The organism is Erythrobacter sp. SN021 (assembly GCF_021864455.1).
Genome location: NZ_JAKKUW010000002.1, coordinates 517,251 through 531,499 on the forward strand (window position 1 = coordinate 517,251; position 14,249 = coordinate 531,499).

19 protein-coding genes are annotated in these 14,249 nt (G+C 63.9%); 6 read left to right on the top strand and 13 right to left on the bottom strand.

Translation table 11 applies throughout. The annotated features are described in order from the left end of the window. Positions 1-6: 6 nt before the first annotated feature. From gatB to rpsU, 7 genes are all read right to left on the bottom strand, one after another. Positions 7-1,503 carry an Asp-tRNA(Asn)/Glu-tRNA(Gln) amidotransferase subunit GatB gene (gene gatB, locus L5849_RS07100; protein ID WP_236924985.1) on the bottom strand — a complete coding sequence of 499 codons (1,497 nt, stop codon included), beginning with the start codon at positions 1,501-1,503 and terminating at the stop codon, positions 7-9. After that, entirely contained in the window at positions 1,496-1,696 is a 201-nt protein-coding gene (locus tag L5849_RS07105) for a hypothetical protein (protein ID WP_115416126.1), read from the bottom strand. The genes gatB and L5849_RS07105 overlap by 8 nt, the downstream gene beginning before the upstream one ends. Further along, complete coding sequence (gatA, locus tag L5849_RS07110; protein ID WP_236924986.1) at positions 1,696-3,177, bottom strand: Asp-tRNA(Asn)/Glu-tRNA(Gln) amidotransferase subunit GatA; 1,482 nt, start codon at positions 3,175-3,177, stop codon at positions 1,696-1,698. The genes L5849_RS07105 and gatA overlap by 1 nt, the downstream gene beginning before the upstream one ends. Before the next feature lie 105 nt (positions 3,178-3,282). After that, positions 3,283-3,585, bottom strand: a complete 303-nt coding sequence (gene gatC / locus L5849_RS07115; protein WP_115416124.1) for an Asp-tRNA(Asn)/Glu-tRNA(Gln) amidotransferase subunit GatC — start codon at positions 3,583-3,585, stop codon at positions 3,283-3,285. Between the two features lie 57 nt (positions 3,586-3,642). After that, on the bottom strand, positions 3,643-5,328 hold the full coding sequence (locus tag L5849_RS07120) for a DUF4153 domain-containing protein (RefSeq protein WP_236924987.1): 1,686 nt from the start codon (positions 5,326-5,328) through the stop codon (positions 3,643-3,645). Between the two features lie 20 nt (positions 5,329-5,348). After that, entirely contained in the window at positions 5,349-5,906 is a 558-nt protein-coding gene (locus L5849_RS07125; RefSeq protein WP_236924988.1) for an FKBP-type peptidyl-prolyl cis-trans isomerase, read from the bottom strand. Between the two features lie 81 nt (positions 5,907-5,987). Further along, the gene (gene rpsU / locus L5849_RS07130) at positions 5,988-6,194 is read right to left on the bottom strand and encodes a 30S ribosomal protein S21 (RefSeq protein ID WP_067677802.1); all 207 of its coding nucleotides are present in this window, start codon (positions 6,192-6,194) and stop codon (positions 5,988-5,990) included. A gap of 218 nt (positions 6,195-6,412) precedes the next feature. Here rpsU and crcB point away from each other — a divergent pair, with 218 nt between their 5' ends. Genes crcB through L5849_RS07160 form a run of 6 tightly spaced genes read left to right on the top strand, consistent with a single transcriptional unit; the run spans position 6,413 to position 10,108 of the window. Beyond that, positions 6,413-6,823 carry a fluoride efflux transporter CrcB gene (gene crcB, locus L5849_RS07135; protein WP_115416121.1) on the top strand — a complete coding sequence of 137 codons (411 nt, stop codon included), beginning with the start codon at positions 6,413-6,415 and terminating at the stop codon, positions 6,821-6,823. Beyond that, on the top strand, positions 6,820-7,944 hold the full coding sequence (locus tag L5849_RS07140) for an RluA family pseudouridine synthase (RefSeq protein ID WP_236924989.1): 1,125 nt from the start codon (positions 6,820-6,822) through the stop codon (positions 7,942-7,944). Before crcB ends, L5849_RS07140 begins: the two co-directional genes overlap by 4 nt. Beyond that, a complete protein-coding gene (locus L5849_RS07145; RefSeq protein ID WP_236924990.1) occupies positions 7,944-8,549 on the top strand; it encodes an FMN-binding negative transcriptional regulator in 606 nt (201 codons plus the stop codon). The genes L5849_RS07140 and L5849_RS07145 overlap by 1 nt, the downstream gene beginning before the upstream one ends. Beyond that, a complete protein-coding gene (locus tag L5849_RS07150) occupies positions 8,546-9,205 on the top strand; it encodes an HAD-IA family hydrolase (protein WP_236924991.1) in 660 nt (219 codons plus the stop codon). The genes L5849_RS07145 and L5849_RS07150 overlap by 4 nt, the downstream gene beginning before the upstream one ends. A gap of 37 nt (positions 9,206-9,242) precedes the next feature. Beyond that, positions 9,243-9,416, top strand: a complete 174-nt coding sequence (locus L5849_RS07155; protein WP_236924992.1) for a hypothetical protein — start codon at positions 9,243-9,245, stop codon at positions 9,414-9,416. After that, positions 9,413-10,108, top strand: coding sequence for an ATP12 family protein (locus L5849_RS07160; RefSeq protein ID WP_236924993.1), 696 nt, complete (start codon positions 9,413-9,415; stop codon positions 10,106-10,108). Before L5849_RS07155 ends, L5849_RS07160 begins: the two co-directional genes overlap by 4 nt. A 6-nt stretch (positions 10,109-10,114) precedes the next feature. Here the strand turns inward: L5849_RS07160 and L5849_RS07165 are convergent, their stop codons facing one another. The 6 genes from L5849_RS07165 to L5849_RS07190 form a co-directional block, all read right to left on the bottom strand. Next, positions 10,115-10,372, bottom strand: coding sequence for a hypothetical protein (locus tag L5849_RS07165; protein ID WP_236924994.1), 258 nt, complete (start codon positions 10,370-10,372; stop codon positions 10,115-10,117). Between the two features lie 41 nt (positions 10,373-10,413). Continuing rightward, positions 10,414-10,602: a hypothetical protein gene (locus L5849_RS07170; RefSeq protein WP_236924995.1), complete on the bottom strand. Its 189-nt coding sequence runs from the start codon at positions 10,600-10,602 to the stop codon at positions 10,414-10,416. A 61-nt stretch (positions 10,603-10,663) separates the two neighbouring features. After that, positions 10,664-11,248 (bottom strand): ABC-type transport auxiliary lipoprotein family protein, encoded by a 585-nt coding sequence (locus L5849_RS07175; RefSeq protein ID WP_236924996.1) that lies wholly within the window; start codon positions 11,246-11,248, stop codon positions 10,664-10,666. 11 nt (positions 11,249-11,259) lie between these two features. After that, entirely contained in the window at positions 11,260-12,210 is a 951-nt protein-coding gene (locus tag L5849_RS07180; protein WP_115416114.1) for an MlaD family protein, read from the bottom strand. 4 nt (positions 12,211-12,214) lie between these two features. Further along, positions 12,215-13,123: an ABC transporter ATP-binding protein gene (locus L5849_RS07185; RefSeq protein WP_115416113.1), complete on the bottom strand. Its 909-nt coding sequence runs from the start codon at positions 13,121-13,123 to the stop codon at positions 12,215-12,217. Then, positions 13,123-14,235, bottom strand: a complete 1,113-nt coding sequence (locus L5849_RS07190) for an MlaE family lipid ABC transporter permease subunit (protein WP_236924997.1) — start codon at positions 14,233-14,235, stop codon at positions 13,123-13,125. Before L5849_RS07190 ends, L5849_RS07185 begins: the two co-directional genes overlap by 1 nt. Positions 14,236-14,249 lie beyond the last annotated feature (14 nt).

Here is a 14,249-nt window from a genome sequence, read left to right on the forward strand (position 1 = left end):
ATGGCGTCAGCCCAGCTTGTCCTTCAGGATCTGATTGACCACCGCCGGATTCGCCTTGCCCTGCATCGCTTTCATCGTCTGGCCGACGAAGAAGCCGAACAGCTTGTCCTTGCCGCCCTTATACTGCTCGACCTTGTCCTCGTTATTGGCGAGAATCTCGTCGATGGCGGCTTCGATGGCGCCGGTATCGCTGACCTGCTTGAGGCCCTCGGTCTCGGCGATTTCCTCGGGATCGCGACCGGTCTTGAGCACGATCTCGAAAATTTCCTTGGCCTGCCCGCCGGAAATTTCGCCCTTGGCCTGCATGTCGAGGATGCTCGCCTGCGCCTCTGCCGTGGCATGGGCGGGATTGGCTTCCTCGCCGAGCGACTTGATCACACCCGGCGCGACCGAGAGCGCCCAATTGGCAACCTGCGTCGCGACATCCCGTTCGGGTTTGCCGATGCCGTTCGCGGTGGCCGCCAGCAGCGTTTCGAAGCGGGCGAAAGTCTCGACCTCGGCGGTCAGCTCGCGCGCATTGTAGGGCGTGAGACCCAGCTCGGTCTCGTAGCGCGCGCGCTTGGCATCGGGCAGTTCGGGGAGGCTGGCGCGGCACTCTTCGAGGAAGTCGTCCTCCAGCTCCAGCGGCAGCAGATCGGGATCGGGGAAATAGCGATAGTCGTGCGCGTCTTCCTTCGAACGCATGGTCCGCGTGGTTCCAGTGTTCGGGTCGAACAGGCGCGTTTCCTGATCGACCGTGCCGCCATTTTCCAGCACATCGACCTGGCGGTTGGCCTCGTATTCGATGACCTGCATCACGAAGCGCACCGAATTGACATTCTTGGTCTCGGTCCGCGTGCCGAATTCCTCGCCCGGCTTGCGCACCGAAACGTTCACATCGGCGCGCATCGAACCTTCTTCCATATTCCCGTCGCACGATCCGACATAGCGCAGGATGCTGCGCAGCTTGCGGACATAGGCGCCGGCCTCTGCGGGTGAGCGCATGTCGGGTCGGGAAACGATCTCCATCAGCGCCACGCCGCTGCGATTGAGGTCGACATAGGACATGGTCGGATGCTGATCGTGCATCAGCTTGCCCGCATCCTGTTCTACGTGGATGCGCTCGATGCCGATCACCTTGTCTTGCGGGATACCGGCCTTTTCGTCGGCCTCGATATGCAGCGCGCCTTCGCCTACCAGCGGATGGTAGAGCTGCGAAATCTGGTAGCCCTGCGGCAAGTCGGCATAGAAGTAGTTCTTGCGGTCGAAGCGCGACCATTTGTTGATCTGCGCCTCGATCGCCATGCCTGTGCGAACCGCCTGGCGGATACACTCGCGATTGGGAACGGGCAGCATGCCCGGCATTGCCGCATCGACGAGGGAGACCTGCGTGTTCGGCTCCGCCCCGAAGGCGGTGGAAGCGCCGCTGAACAGCTTGGCGTTGGAAGTGACCTGCGCATGGACTTCGAGGCCGATCACGACCTCCCATTCGCCCGTTGCGCCCTGGATGCGGTACTTAGTCATCGATCTTCTCGCTCTGCGTGACGGTCACGCTCATGTCTTTGGTCTCGGGAGACGGCGGATGCTCGGGCAGTTGCTCGCCGCCGGGGCCGAACCGCGCTTCGCCATGCTCGACGTTGCGCGAAATGTAGAACGCAACCGCACCGGTCAGGAATATCGCCCCGACGATGACCAGAAGCATTCCGACCCCGGGCATTACCACCACTTCTCCGGTTGCGTGTCGAACCCGGCACGCTGCTGGATTGCCAGACCCGCATTCAGTACGCCCTGTTCGTCGAAAGGCTTGCCGACGATCTGCAGGCCGAGCGGCAGGCCGTCGCCGTTGAGCATGGCGGGCACGCTCATGGCGGGAAGGCCCGCAAGGCTGGCGGGAACCGCGAAGACGTCGTTCAGATACATCGTCAGCGGGTCGGCATCGAGGCTGCCGAGCGGGAAGCTCGCCGTCGGCGTGGTCGGCGCGAGGATCGCGTCGCACTGCGCCCAGGCCTTCTCGAAATCGCGCGCCACCAGCGTGCGGACCTTCTGCGCCTGTGTGTAATAGGCGTCGTAAAAGCCCGCGCTCAGCACATAGGTGCCGATCAGCACGCGGCGCTTCACCTCGTCGCCGAAACCGGCGGCGCGGGTGGCGGCATACATGTCCTGAAGGCCTGCTCCGTCGGGCAGGTCGCGCAACCCGTAACGCACGCCGTCATAGCGGGCGAGGTTGGACGAGGCTTCTGCGGGCGCGATGATGTAATAGGCAGGCAGCGCATATTTGGTGTGCGGCAGCGAGATATCGACGATCTCCGCGCCCGCATCGCGCAGCCATTCCTTGCCCTGTTCCCAGCTCTTGAGGATTTCCTCATCCGTGCCGTCCATCCGGTATTCCTTCGGGATACCGATTTTCTTGCCCTTGAGGTCCGCATTGAGGCCGGCCTCCCATGCGGGAACGTCCATCTGGAGGCTGGTAGCGTCCTTCGGATCGAAACCGGCCATGGCTTCGAGCATGATCGCGCAATCTTCGACGCTGCGCGCCATCGGCCCCGCCTGGTCGAGGCTGCTGGCAAAGGCGACCACGCCCCAGCGGCTGCAGCGGCCATAGGTCGGCTTGATCCCGCAAATGCCGGTGAAGGCGGCGGGCTGGCGGATCGAACCGCCCGTGTCGGTCCCGGTGGCGGCGGGCGCAATGCGCGCGGCCACGGCGCTGGACGAACCGCCCGACGACCCGCCCGGGCTCATCGCGGCATTGGTGCCGCCTTTCTTCCAGGGAGAAGCGACATTGCCGAAATAGCTGGTCTCGTTCGAGCTACCCATGGCGAACTGGTCGAGATTGAGCTTGCCCAGCATGCCCGCGCCCGCATCCCACAGATTCTGCGACACGGTGCTTTCGTACTGCGGCGTAAAGCCTTCGAGGATGTGGCTCGCCGCAGTGGTCTGCACGCCCTTGGTGGCAAACAGGTCCTTCATCCCGATGGGCACGCCGCCCATTGCGCCGAGGTGTTCGCCCTTCGCGCGCTTTGCGTCCACCGTATCGGCGGCGGCGAGCGCATGGTCGGGCGTGGTGACGATGAAGGCGTTGAGGTCTGCCGCTTCGGCGACTGCCGCGTTGAAGGCTTCGGCCACTTCGCGCGCGGTGAAATCGCCACCGGTCACGCCGTCGCGGATGGCCTTGACGCCAAGATTTGTGAGGTCGGTCATTCTAAACTTCCGTCATCCCAGCGAAAGCTGGGATCTCTATCGGGCTCGCGCCAAGCTGAGGCAGATCCCAGCTTTCGCTGGGATGACGATAAATAGCCCAAGCCATCATTCGATCACCTTGGGCACGCCGAAGAAACCGTGTTCGGCGGCGGGGGCATTGGCGAGCACATCGTCGCGCCTGCCGCCGCCCGTTTCGGGGATGGCATCGACCACGTCGTCGCGCAGGCGAAGGTGATTGGGAATGACTGCGGTCATCGGTTCGACGCCGCTGCAATCGACCTCGCCGAGCTGTTCGACCCAAGCGAGAATATTGTTGAGTTCGGGGACCATACGATCGAGCTCGGCATCGCCCATCCTTATGCGGGCGAGCGAGGCGATCTTGGCCACTTCTTCGCGTGTTACTGACATGGCTCGCGCGTTAGCCGCGCGGGGGCCGCGCTTCAAGCCGGGATACGGGTGTGCGCCCTATTCGAAAGGCGTGCCAGCGGGCTGACCGTCGATATAGATGCGGCGTCCCGACCATTCGCGGATTTCGACCTGCGAATCGGCATTCTGTTCGGGCTGCGGATTTTCGATCATATGCGCCGGTTCGGGTGCCCCTTCGGCTGGCAGGACCTCCCACTGGACATTCCCGTTTTCGACGAGTGCGATTCGGCGGCGGCCATCGTCGTCCTCGCCCAAATCGAGCGCGACGCAGGGCTTGTTACAGTGCCAGACGGCCACCCGGACGAGATCGGTAACATCCTCACGCAAATCGGGGGCATCGAAGCCAAACCGAAGGTTGGCGAGCCTCTGGTCCCGGTTGTGATCCCGTTGTGGCCGGTAGACACGCTTGTCCCGAGCCCGGGCCTTGGCGGCCAATCTGGCAGTTTCCGCATTGTCGTCGCTGGCCAGTGCCTCCAATACCTCTCTGCCTGCATCGCCGAAATCCCAGCGCAGCGCATCGAAATCGAACTTGTCCACCGCCACCTTGCCCGCTTCCAGCCGCGCGACCTGGTTGCGCGCCGAAATCGCGCCGAAATCGAACAGCGGCAGCGCGAGAATGAAGGCGATGGCGCAAGTGCCGACGGCCAGATGCATATTGGCGCTGCGCACGCGTTCCATCCACCCGGTCAGACCTCCACGGATCGGCGCGACGAAATAGGCAAGGCCATAAGCGACCGCCACGGCCACCGCGACGATGCCCCACAAACGCTCTGGGCTCAGGCCGTATTCGGAAATGCGGGTACCGGTGGAAATCGCCGCGAGCAGGGCTAGCGGCAAGATCGCCAGCGCCAGCACCAGTGCCGCCCAGCGCAATATGCGGTTCTCGCTCGCCTCCGCATCGCCATTGCGGACCACGGCATTGACCAGAATAAAGCTGGCCACCGCGACCGATAGCAACAGCGGAGTCGGGCTTTCGGTGGCGTTCCACAGGACCGATATCCCGCTTGCGAGCACCGCGACGATGAAAATCGCCAGCGCAATCGCCAAAGGCACGGCGATGATCGAAAACACCAGCATCACCACCGATTGCAGCGTGCCGATTATCTTGAGTTGATTGCGCAGCACGCCCAGCGCCGCGCCGAAAGCGGCGCCGGAGAAAGTCCAGCCGAACCACCCCTCGTTCACCAAATCCTTGAGCAGGTCGATCTCGATAGCGGAAAACAGCGTCGAAAGCAGGATCAGAAGTAGCCATGAAAGGCCTGTGAAAGCCACCGCGCCACCGGCGCTGATCGCATCGGCCCAGACGTGGAAATGCGTTTGCCGGTAGGGCGTGCGCCAGCGCAGGCGATGAAAACCGGCCTGGAACAGCGGCAGTGCCAGCGCGATGGCCACCACACCGGCAGCAAGCCAGAAGGGTTCGTCGGCATGGTGGTCGCCCGCACTGGCGACCCGCCATGCAATACCCGCCATGACCAGCGCGACGATCGCGGCAAAGGCCAGCGGCTGCTTCCAGCGATCGCGGTCCAGCGTGAAGGCGAAGGCCAACGCTCCGAACGCGACTGCGGCGGACAGCGCCGCGCGCCACGGCACCCAACTGTCCGATCCCCATTCGCCGATAAGGTGAATGCCCAGCCCGGCAAGGCCCAGCAGAGCCGCCAGCGCCCAAGGGCGCAGCGGCCAGTCGCTATGGGTTTCGGGCGCGTGATCCTCGATAGTGTCGTTCATGCGCCCTCCCCCGGTGGCGTCTATTCGGTTGGCGATGTCCCCGCTTCGCCTTCCTCACCTGAACCCATCATGGACTGAAGGGCGGCGGCCCTGGTCTGGAAATCCTCGCGGCTCATGAAATCGACCACGTCGACCTCGAACACCAGATCGGCATTGGGCGGGATCGGCGAACCCGGAGGCGGTGCGGCGCCATAGGCTTGCTCGGCCGGGATGGTGAGGACATAGCTGCCGCCCTTCTGCATCTGCTGAAGGCCTTCGATGAAACCGTCGATGATCGCGCCTTCTTCCAGCAATAGCGGGTTGCCTTCGGGAAACACACCCGGCGGGATCGGCATGGGCTGCGAACGGTCGAATTCGGTCCCGTCGGCCAGTTTGCCGACGTAATTGACGAAGACCACATCGCCCAGCTTGGGCGAATCGCCTGTGCCCGCGGTTACCGTTTCGACATCGAGCCCCTTGGGCACGGCGGCCCAGGCGAGGCCCGCGCCGAGCAGGACGGCCACGATGATACCGAGCCAGAGCTTGGTCAGTGAGCCCTTCTTGATGGGCTGGAGGGGAACGCGGGTAATCTCGGTCATGGATGTCTCTTCCGGATACGCAAAGGGCGCGGATTGCTCCGCGCCCTCATGGCTTAGCTTGGTTATAGCCGCAATAGCGACTTACTTCGCGCCGTCGCGCTCCATGCGCTTGCGCTCGAGCTTGCGGGCGCGGCGAACGGCGGCAGCCTTTTCGCGGGCGCGCTTTTCGCTCGGCTTCTCGTAGTGGCGGCGCAGCTTCATTTCGCGATACACACCTTCGCGCTGCAGCTTCTTCTTGAGCGCGCGCAGGGCCTGGTCGACATTGTTATCGCGAACGATGATCTGCATAAATTCAAACACCTCACTAAGCGGGCCAGAGCCCGCAGCAGCGGGTTTTGCCTCCTTGAAAAACGGTTTCGCCAAGAGAACGAAAAACGCGCCGAATCCGTTCCGGACCGGCTCGAACGCAGGCGCACATACGGATTCCCGCCGGCAATGGCAAGTCTTTGTCGCAACCGCGCGCATCGGGATGACGAATGGAGATTTGGCAGCTAAGGCGAGCCATAATGTCCTCATTCTCTCCTTTAGTTGCCGCATTGCACGTCTTCATCGGCGGCGGGGTCGGCGCGGTACTGCGATGGCAATTGGGTCGCGCTATGACCGGCTGGCTCGGCGCCCCCATCGTCACCGCTTTCCCCTTCGCCACGCTGGCCGCCAATGCCGCAGGCAGCCTGCTGATGGGGGTGCTCGCCGGATGGCTGGCCCGCAACGGCAGCGGCGACGGGGATCAATTGCGGCTATTGCTGGGTGTTGGCCTGCTGGGCGGTTTCACCACTTTCAGCGCCTTCAGTCTGGAAATGGTGATGCTGCTTCAGCGCGGGCAGTATCTCTTCGCCCTACTCTATGCGATTCTGTCGATCGCGCTCGGCATCACCGGCCTCATGGTCGGCCTGGGCGTGATGAGGATGGTGGGATGAAGACCTCCGACGAAGTACGCATCTTCACCGTGGCGGCGGACGATGACGGCATTCGCGTGGATCGCTGGTTCAAGCGCCACCTGCCGCAAATCGGCTTCGGCACGGTCAGCAAATGGGCGCGCACCGGCCAGGTCCGGGTCGATGGCAAGCGGGTGAAGCCCGACGACCGGCTTGCCCAAGGCCAGCAGATTCGCGTGCCTCCGGGGGGCGACGCACCGCATAAGCAAGCCAAGCCCAAGCGCGAGCTGACCAAGGCCGAGATCGAACAGGCCGAGGGCATGGTGATCCACCGGACCAAGGGCGCGCTGGTGCTGAACAAGCCGCCCGGCCTTGCGACGCAGGGCGGGACGAACACGTTCAATCATGTCGACGGCTTGCTCGATGCCTTTGCCCCGGGCGAGGAAGACGTGCGCCCGCGCCTCGTCCACCGGCTCGACAAGGATACTTCGGGCGTGTTGCTGGTCGCCCGCACGCCCGGCAGCGCGGCCTTCTTTTCCAAACGCTTTTCCGGGCGCAGCGCCAAGAAGATCTACTGGGCGCTGGTCATCGGCGTGCCCGACGTCAGGGAAGGCGTGATCGAGGCCCCGCTTGCCAAGCAGCCCGGCTCGGGCGGCGAAAAGATGCATGTCGATCACGAGGACGGCCAACCGGCCAAAACCAAGTACCGCGTGGTCGATAGCGTGGGCAAGAAAGCCGCCTGGCTCGAACTCCAGCCGCTGACCGGGCGGACCCACCAGCTGCGCGTGCATTGCGCGGCAATGGGGCATCCGATCGTCGGCGACGGCAAATATGGCGGCCGGGACGCCTTCCTGACCGGCGCGATCAGTCGCAAGATGCACCTCCATGCCCGGCGCCTGATTATCGACAGCCCCGATGGCGGCAAGCTCGACGTGACGGCCGATCTGCCCGAGCATTTCGCAGGCTCGATGGAGCATCTCGGTTTCGACGAAAGCACCAGCGACGCAACGCCAATGCGCGACGATCCGCCGCCCAAGAGCCGCGAGGAAAAGAAACAGCAGGCGCGCCAGCACGCCAAGAATTTCCGCAAGTCGCAGCGTTCGCCGCGTCGCGCCCGCGGCAGCGCTGGCGCAAAGCCCCGCAAGCCGGGAAGGAAGCGCTGATGCACCCGAATGCGGCGTTTCGCGGCGATCCGGGCGCGTTGCTCGATCGCCTGCTTGAAGGGTCGGCATTCGCCACCCTTTTCGCCCATTCGCCGGATGGCCCCCGCGCGGCGCATGTCCCTGTCCTGAGATCGGAGACCGGACGGCTCCTGTTTCACCTCGCGCGGCCGAACGCTCTGACGCGCCATTTGGATGGCGCGCAGGCGATGCTGGTGCTGCAAGGTCCCGACGCTTATGTTTCGGCGCGATGGTACGATGCAGCCGATCAGGTGCCGACCTGGAATTACGTCGCTCTGGAATGCGATGGCACGGTTTCGCGGCTCGGCGATGGCCGGACCGAACAACTGGTTTCCGACCTGTCGGACCGCCACGAGGCGCGGATTAGCACTGGCGGCGTGCCGTGGACGATGGCGAAAATGTCGGACCCCGCGCGCCGGGCTTTGCTGCGCGGTATCGTGGGCTTCGAATTCTCCATCACCGCGATGCGCGACGCGCTGAAACTGAGCCAGAACAAACCCGCCCCGGTGGCGCGGGCGCTCGCCGATCATATCGAAGCGGAAGGCAATCGGGACATGGACCGCTGGATGCGAGACCGGGCGGCATGACCCGCCTGGTCGTCTTCGATTGCGATGGCACGCTGGTCGACGGGCAGGCGGCGATTTGCGAGACGATGGAGCAGGCTTTTGCCAGCGCCGGTCTGGTCGCGCCCGACCGGCAGCAGGTGCGGCGCATGGTCGGTCTCAGCCTGCCCTACGCGCTGCGCGAACTGGCCCCCGACGCGAGCGACGACGAACGCCAGGCCGTGGTGGAAGCCTACAAGATCGGCTTTCGCGAGCTGCGCCTGTCGGGCGCCCTGCGAGAGCCGTTATTCGAAGGGATCGGCGCGCTGATCGAGGAGCTCGATGCCGAGAACCGGCTGCTCGCCGTGGCAACCGGCAAGAGCGACCGGGGCCTTCACGCCTGTCTCGACACACATGGCATCAGGCACCGCTTCGTGTCGCTGCAGACTGCCGACCGCCACCCCTCCAAACCGCACCCCGCCATGCTCGAAGCGGCGCTGGTCGAGGCCGGGGTTGCGCCGGGCGAGGCGGTGATGATCGGCGATACCAGTTTCGACATGGAAATGGCCGTTGCCGCCGGTGTCCGCGCCATCGGCGTGTCCTGGGGTTATCACGAACCCCAGGAACTGTTCGATACGGGGGCCAGCGCAGTGGCCGACACGGCCCGTCAATTGGGAGATATGATCCGTGGACCAGCATGATCCGGCGCCTCATGATCCGGCAAAAGCGCGGTTCTTCATGATTCAAGCGGTGCGACTCTCGGGCGTGGTGCTGGGCATACTCGGCGCGCTCGTCCTTGGCGAGATCCTGCCCTTGCCCGAACTGGTCGGCTATCTGTTGCTTGCATTCGGAGCGTTCGATGTCTTCATCCTGCCCACCATTCTGGCCAAACGGTGGAGCAGCCGCGCGTGAAGCGATTCTACAAGAGCGTGTCGGTCGAACAGTCCGGCCCGGCCTACCATGTCGCGCTCGACGGACGGCCGATCAAGACGCAGGGCGGCGATCCGCAGCTTGTCAGGTCGAAAGCCCTGGCCGAGGCACTGGCTGCGGAATGGGCCGGACAGGGCGACACGATCGACCCTGCGCGCTTCGCCCTGCGCGACATGACCGATTACGCGCTCGACGTCGTTCCGGCCACCCGTGCCGAGATCGTGGCCAAGCTGCTGCGTTATGCGGAAACCGATACGCTGTGCTACCGCGCCGATCCGGACGAGCCGTTGTGGCACCGCCAGCGTAAGGTCTGGGACCCGCTGGTCGAAACACTGGAATTGCGCGAAGGGGTGAAACTTGAGCGCGTGAGCGGTGTCGTCGCGCGGCCGCACACGCCCGAGACGATGGATCGCCTGAAGATGCGCCTCGACAGTCACGACCACTTCGCTCTCACGGCACTCGAACAGCTTACCTCGCTCGCCGCCTCGCTCTGCATCGGCCTCGCCGCGCTGGAAGACGATGCCGATGGCGAGCAGCTCTGGGCCGCCGCCAATCTGGAGGAAGACTGGCAGGTCGAGCAATGGGGCGAAGACGAGGAAGCCGCCGACCGCCGCGCGAGGCGGCTGGCGAGCTTCCTCAAGGCGATGGAATTCGCGCGGCTGGCGCGCGGTTGACCGAACTCAGGAAAATTCCAGACCAAACATCGATGCCAAACCCAATGCCGTAAAGATAAAACTAAGCAGAAGGGCCGGGCCGATGGTTCCGACATTGTTGCGCAGTGCCTCACCAAGCTCTGCGTTTGATTTGGTCTCTAATGCGTAAAGGGTTTTGAATAAAAGTAAGATCGCAGACATATTGAATGCCTGCATCGCCACAGCCATCAAACCACGCTCATCTCGCGGGGTCTCGCCAAAAAAGATGTAGGCAAGAGACGCCACAAAAGCGACTATCGCAGATTGAATGACCCCCCGAAACAACTCTATTCGGACGGCGTGTTGTTAATCATGGAATAGCCGATGATTCCGCCAACCCCAGCCAGAACGGCGGCAAGAGGGAGAACGCCTGTCGCAGCAAACGTTGCAACACCGGCGGTTCCCGCCATGACAGCCGAGTTTGCTGCCAAACCGGCAGAAGAAAATCGCCGCGCGCGACGATCGGGCTTCTTCAAATCGGGGCGTTCTGCGAGTGCCATAAGCGATAGGTAATACTGCGCCTCAAGATGGTCAAGTTCAGCCGATCCAGTCGGCGACCTGTCCGGCCACATCGTTGGCCGCCTCGTTGAGCGCCGGACCCACGAATGCCGTTTCCGGAGCGGCGACCGGCACCCGGGCTTCGAAGCGGCGGGTGCTCACGGTCGAGTCGCTGCGATTGCGGACCGCATCGAAAGTGACCACGGCTTCGCGCGTGCGGGCGTCGTAACCAAACGCACGCAGCGAGCCGTGCAACCGGTCGTTCGCGCTCACGCCGGGATCGTCACCATCGATGACAATGCGGTTCGACCGTGCCCGGACCGTTTCGGCGACCAGGCGCCCGAACAGGCGTGCCGGGCGTTCGACCCATACGGCGTCCTGGAGATAGGCCATCTGCGTATCTGTGACCTGCACCGGCACGCGCGTGACATCGAGCGCCTTGGGCACTTCGAATTCCGCGATGATCAGCGCCCCTACCTGCGCGTCCGCACCGCCGGACCCGGCAGGCGCCGAAGCGGTGGGGGTGAGCGTCAACAGGCTGTCGGGGACTTCGCCGCCGAGGCTGAGACAACCGCCCAGCAGCAGGGCTGGGGCCAGCGCGGCAAGTTTGATGGTGCTGTTCATGCTTTTGCCTCTCACGGCTTGTAATCGGGCAGCGGCTGGTTCGAAAGCAGCGCGCCGGCTCCCTGCTCGTCGAGCTTTTCGGTCACGCCCCGCAAGGCCTTGCTGGTGGCGCGCAGGTCCTTCAGCGTGGCTTCGGCTGCGGGCAGCGTGCTTTCGGTGAGCTGTTTGGTGGCCGGCCGCGCATCGTTCAACGTGTCCTCGAGCGCCTTGGCCGCGCCGCTCGCCGATTTGAGCGTTGCCCGCAGATCCTTGGCGATGGCCTCGCCTTCCTCGTTAAGGATACGATCGGTCGTGGCGGTGACCTGTTCGAACTGATCGAGTGCCTCGCTCGCCTCGCGCAGCGTCACCTGCAATTCGGCCATGGTCCGCTCCATCTGCGGGGCCGCCGCCGCGAAGCCCGCGCTCGCGGCATTGGTATTGGCGAGAATCTGCGAAATTTCTTCCTGATTGCGATCGCTCAGCAGCATGGTCAACCGCTCGGTCAGCGTGGCCAGGCGTTCGAGCAACAGGGGCGCACTGGCAAGCACGGCACCGAAACCGCCGCCCGTCGTCGGCGGGATGATCGGCACGCCTTCGGTGCAGGCGGTCGTTTCGCAGGAAATCGGCGGGGCACCGCTGCGCGCGCCATCGAGCGTGATCGTCGAAACGCCGGTAAAGCTGCCCTGGATTGTGGCCGTGGTGCCGACCAGAATGGGCACGCTTTCCTGCACCTTGATCCGCACGCGGACGAATTCGGGGTCCTTGTCCCACAGCACGATCTCGTTCACCTGCCCCACCGGAACGCCGGCGAAATCGACCGAGCTGCCATTGGCGAGCCCGGCGACCGATTGCTTGAAGAAGATGTCGTATTCGTTCTGCGCCCCGCCGCCGAGCCGCGCGAGCCAGACGATGAACAGCGCGAGCGCGCCGAGGATCAGCAGTGTCACCGCCCCCACCCAAACGTGATTTGCCCGCGTTTCCATTGAGCTACGCCTTATCCTTCTTCGAATCCGCTTTGTCCAACGCTTTGACCGCATGTGCCGCCACGGGCTCGTCCATATGCTTGCGCAATTCGTCGAGCGCCTGGGCGGTCAGCGCGGCGCGTCCGCGCGGACCGTTGAAATATTCCTGGATCCAGGGGTGATCGAGTTCCATCAGATTGGGGACCGTATCGACCGCGATAACTTTCTTGTCGGCGATCACCGCCACCCGGTCGCATATCTCGTGCAACGTATCGAGATCGTGCGTGATGAGGAACACGGTCAGGCCGAGCGTTTCCTTGAGTTCCAGCGTTAACCGGTCGAATGCCGCGGCGCCGATCGGGTCGAGCCCGGCGGTCGGTTCGTCCAGAAACAGCAATTCCGGATCGAGCGCCAGCGCCCGCGCGAGACCGGCACGCTTCTTCATGCCGCCCGACAGCTCGGAAGGGTATTTGCTAACCGCTTCTTCCGGCAGGCCCGAGAGCACCACTTTATAACGCGCGATTTCGTGACGCAGTTCGGGTTCGATGTCGGGATAGAACTGCTTCAGGGGCACTTCGACATTTTCGCCCACCGTCAGCGTGCTGAACAGCGCCCCGCCCTGGAAGAGGACGCCCCAGCGATTGCGAATGCCGATCTCCTGCTGCGGATCGCTCCCGGCGATCGAGCGCCCGAACACGCTGACTTCGCCTTCGGTGGGGCGCTGCAATCCTATGATCGCGCGCATCAGCACCGATTTGCCCGTACCCGAACCGCCGACCACGCCGAGAATTTCGCCGCGTCTGACCTTGAGATCGAGGTCCTGATGGACGACCTGCGGGCCGAAAGCCGTCTTCAGCCCTTCCACAACGATCGGATATTCGCCGCGATAGCGCTCATGGCGGCCCAGTTCGCGCCCGGTTTCATCCTGCGCCATCAGCCCCACCCGATCTCGGTAAAGAACACTGCGAAGAAGGCATCGATCACGATCACCGCGAAGATGCCGGTGACCACCGCCATGGTGGTGCGCAGGCCGACGTCTTCGGAATTCCCCTTGACGTTCATGCCGTGATAGCAGCCCGCCAGGGCGACGATCAGGCCGAATACCGGCGCCTTGATCAGGCCGACCCACAGATCGTAAATCGGCACCACGTCCTGAATGCGGGAAAGAAACGTCCAGAACGGTATTCCCAGCATGAACTGGCCCACGAACGCGCCGCCCACGATCGCGACGCCGGCGGAATAGAAGCCCAACAGCGGCATCATCAGGATCGCGGCGAGAATGCGCGGGACGACCAGCGCCTCCATCGGCGAAATGCCGATAGTCTGCATCGCATCGACTTCCTCGGTCAGCCGCATGGTCCCGATCTGGGCGGCGAAGGCGCTGCCGGAACGGCCCGCGACCATGATCGCGGTCATCAACACGCCAAGTTCGCGCAAGGTGATCCGGCCGACCAGATTGACGGTCAGCGTCTCCGCCCCGAACTGGGCAAGCTGCACTGCCCCCTGCTGCGCGATGACGATGCCGATCAGGAAGCTCATCAGGCCGATGATCGGCAGCGCCGACACGCCGACCAGTTCGAGCTGACGGACGAGCGCGAGCCAGCGGAACCGGCTCGGGTGACGCATCAGGCTGGCGAAAGCCACCAGCAATGCACCGAGAAAGCCGACAACGCCGTACACGCCCTTGCGCGCATCGAACATCTTTTCGCCCATGGCCTGCGGCACGCGTTCCCATACCGGCAGGCGCGGCGCGGCGATTTCCTCTTCCGCGCGCACATTCTTCAAGGCCTCGATCAGGCGTTCGGCGCGCTCGCTCGCACCCGAAATCTCCGCCTTATGCGCACTGGCCAATCGGGTCGCCGTCCACGCCCCTACCGTGTCGATTTCGCTCACGGCGGCCAGATCGATGCTGGAGATCGGCCCTTCGAGACCGCGCAATTCGTGGTCGATCGCACCGATGGTGGACACCAGATAGGGTCCCGACAAGGCCAGCACTGTGCCCCCGTCGTCCCCCTCGACCAATTCGTATTCGGCAATACCACCCATCGCGGCGCGGTATG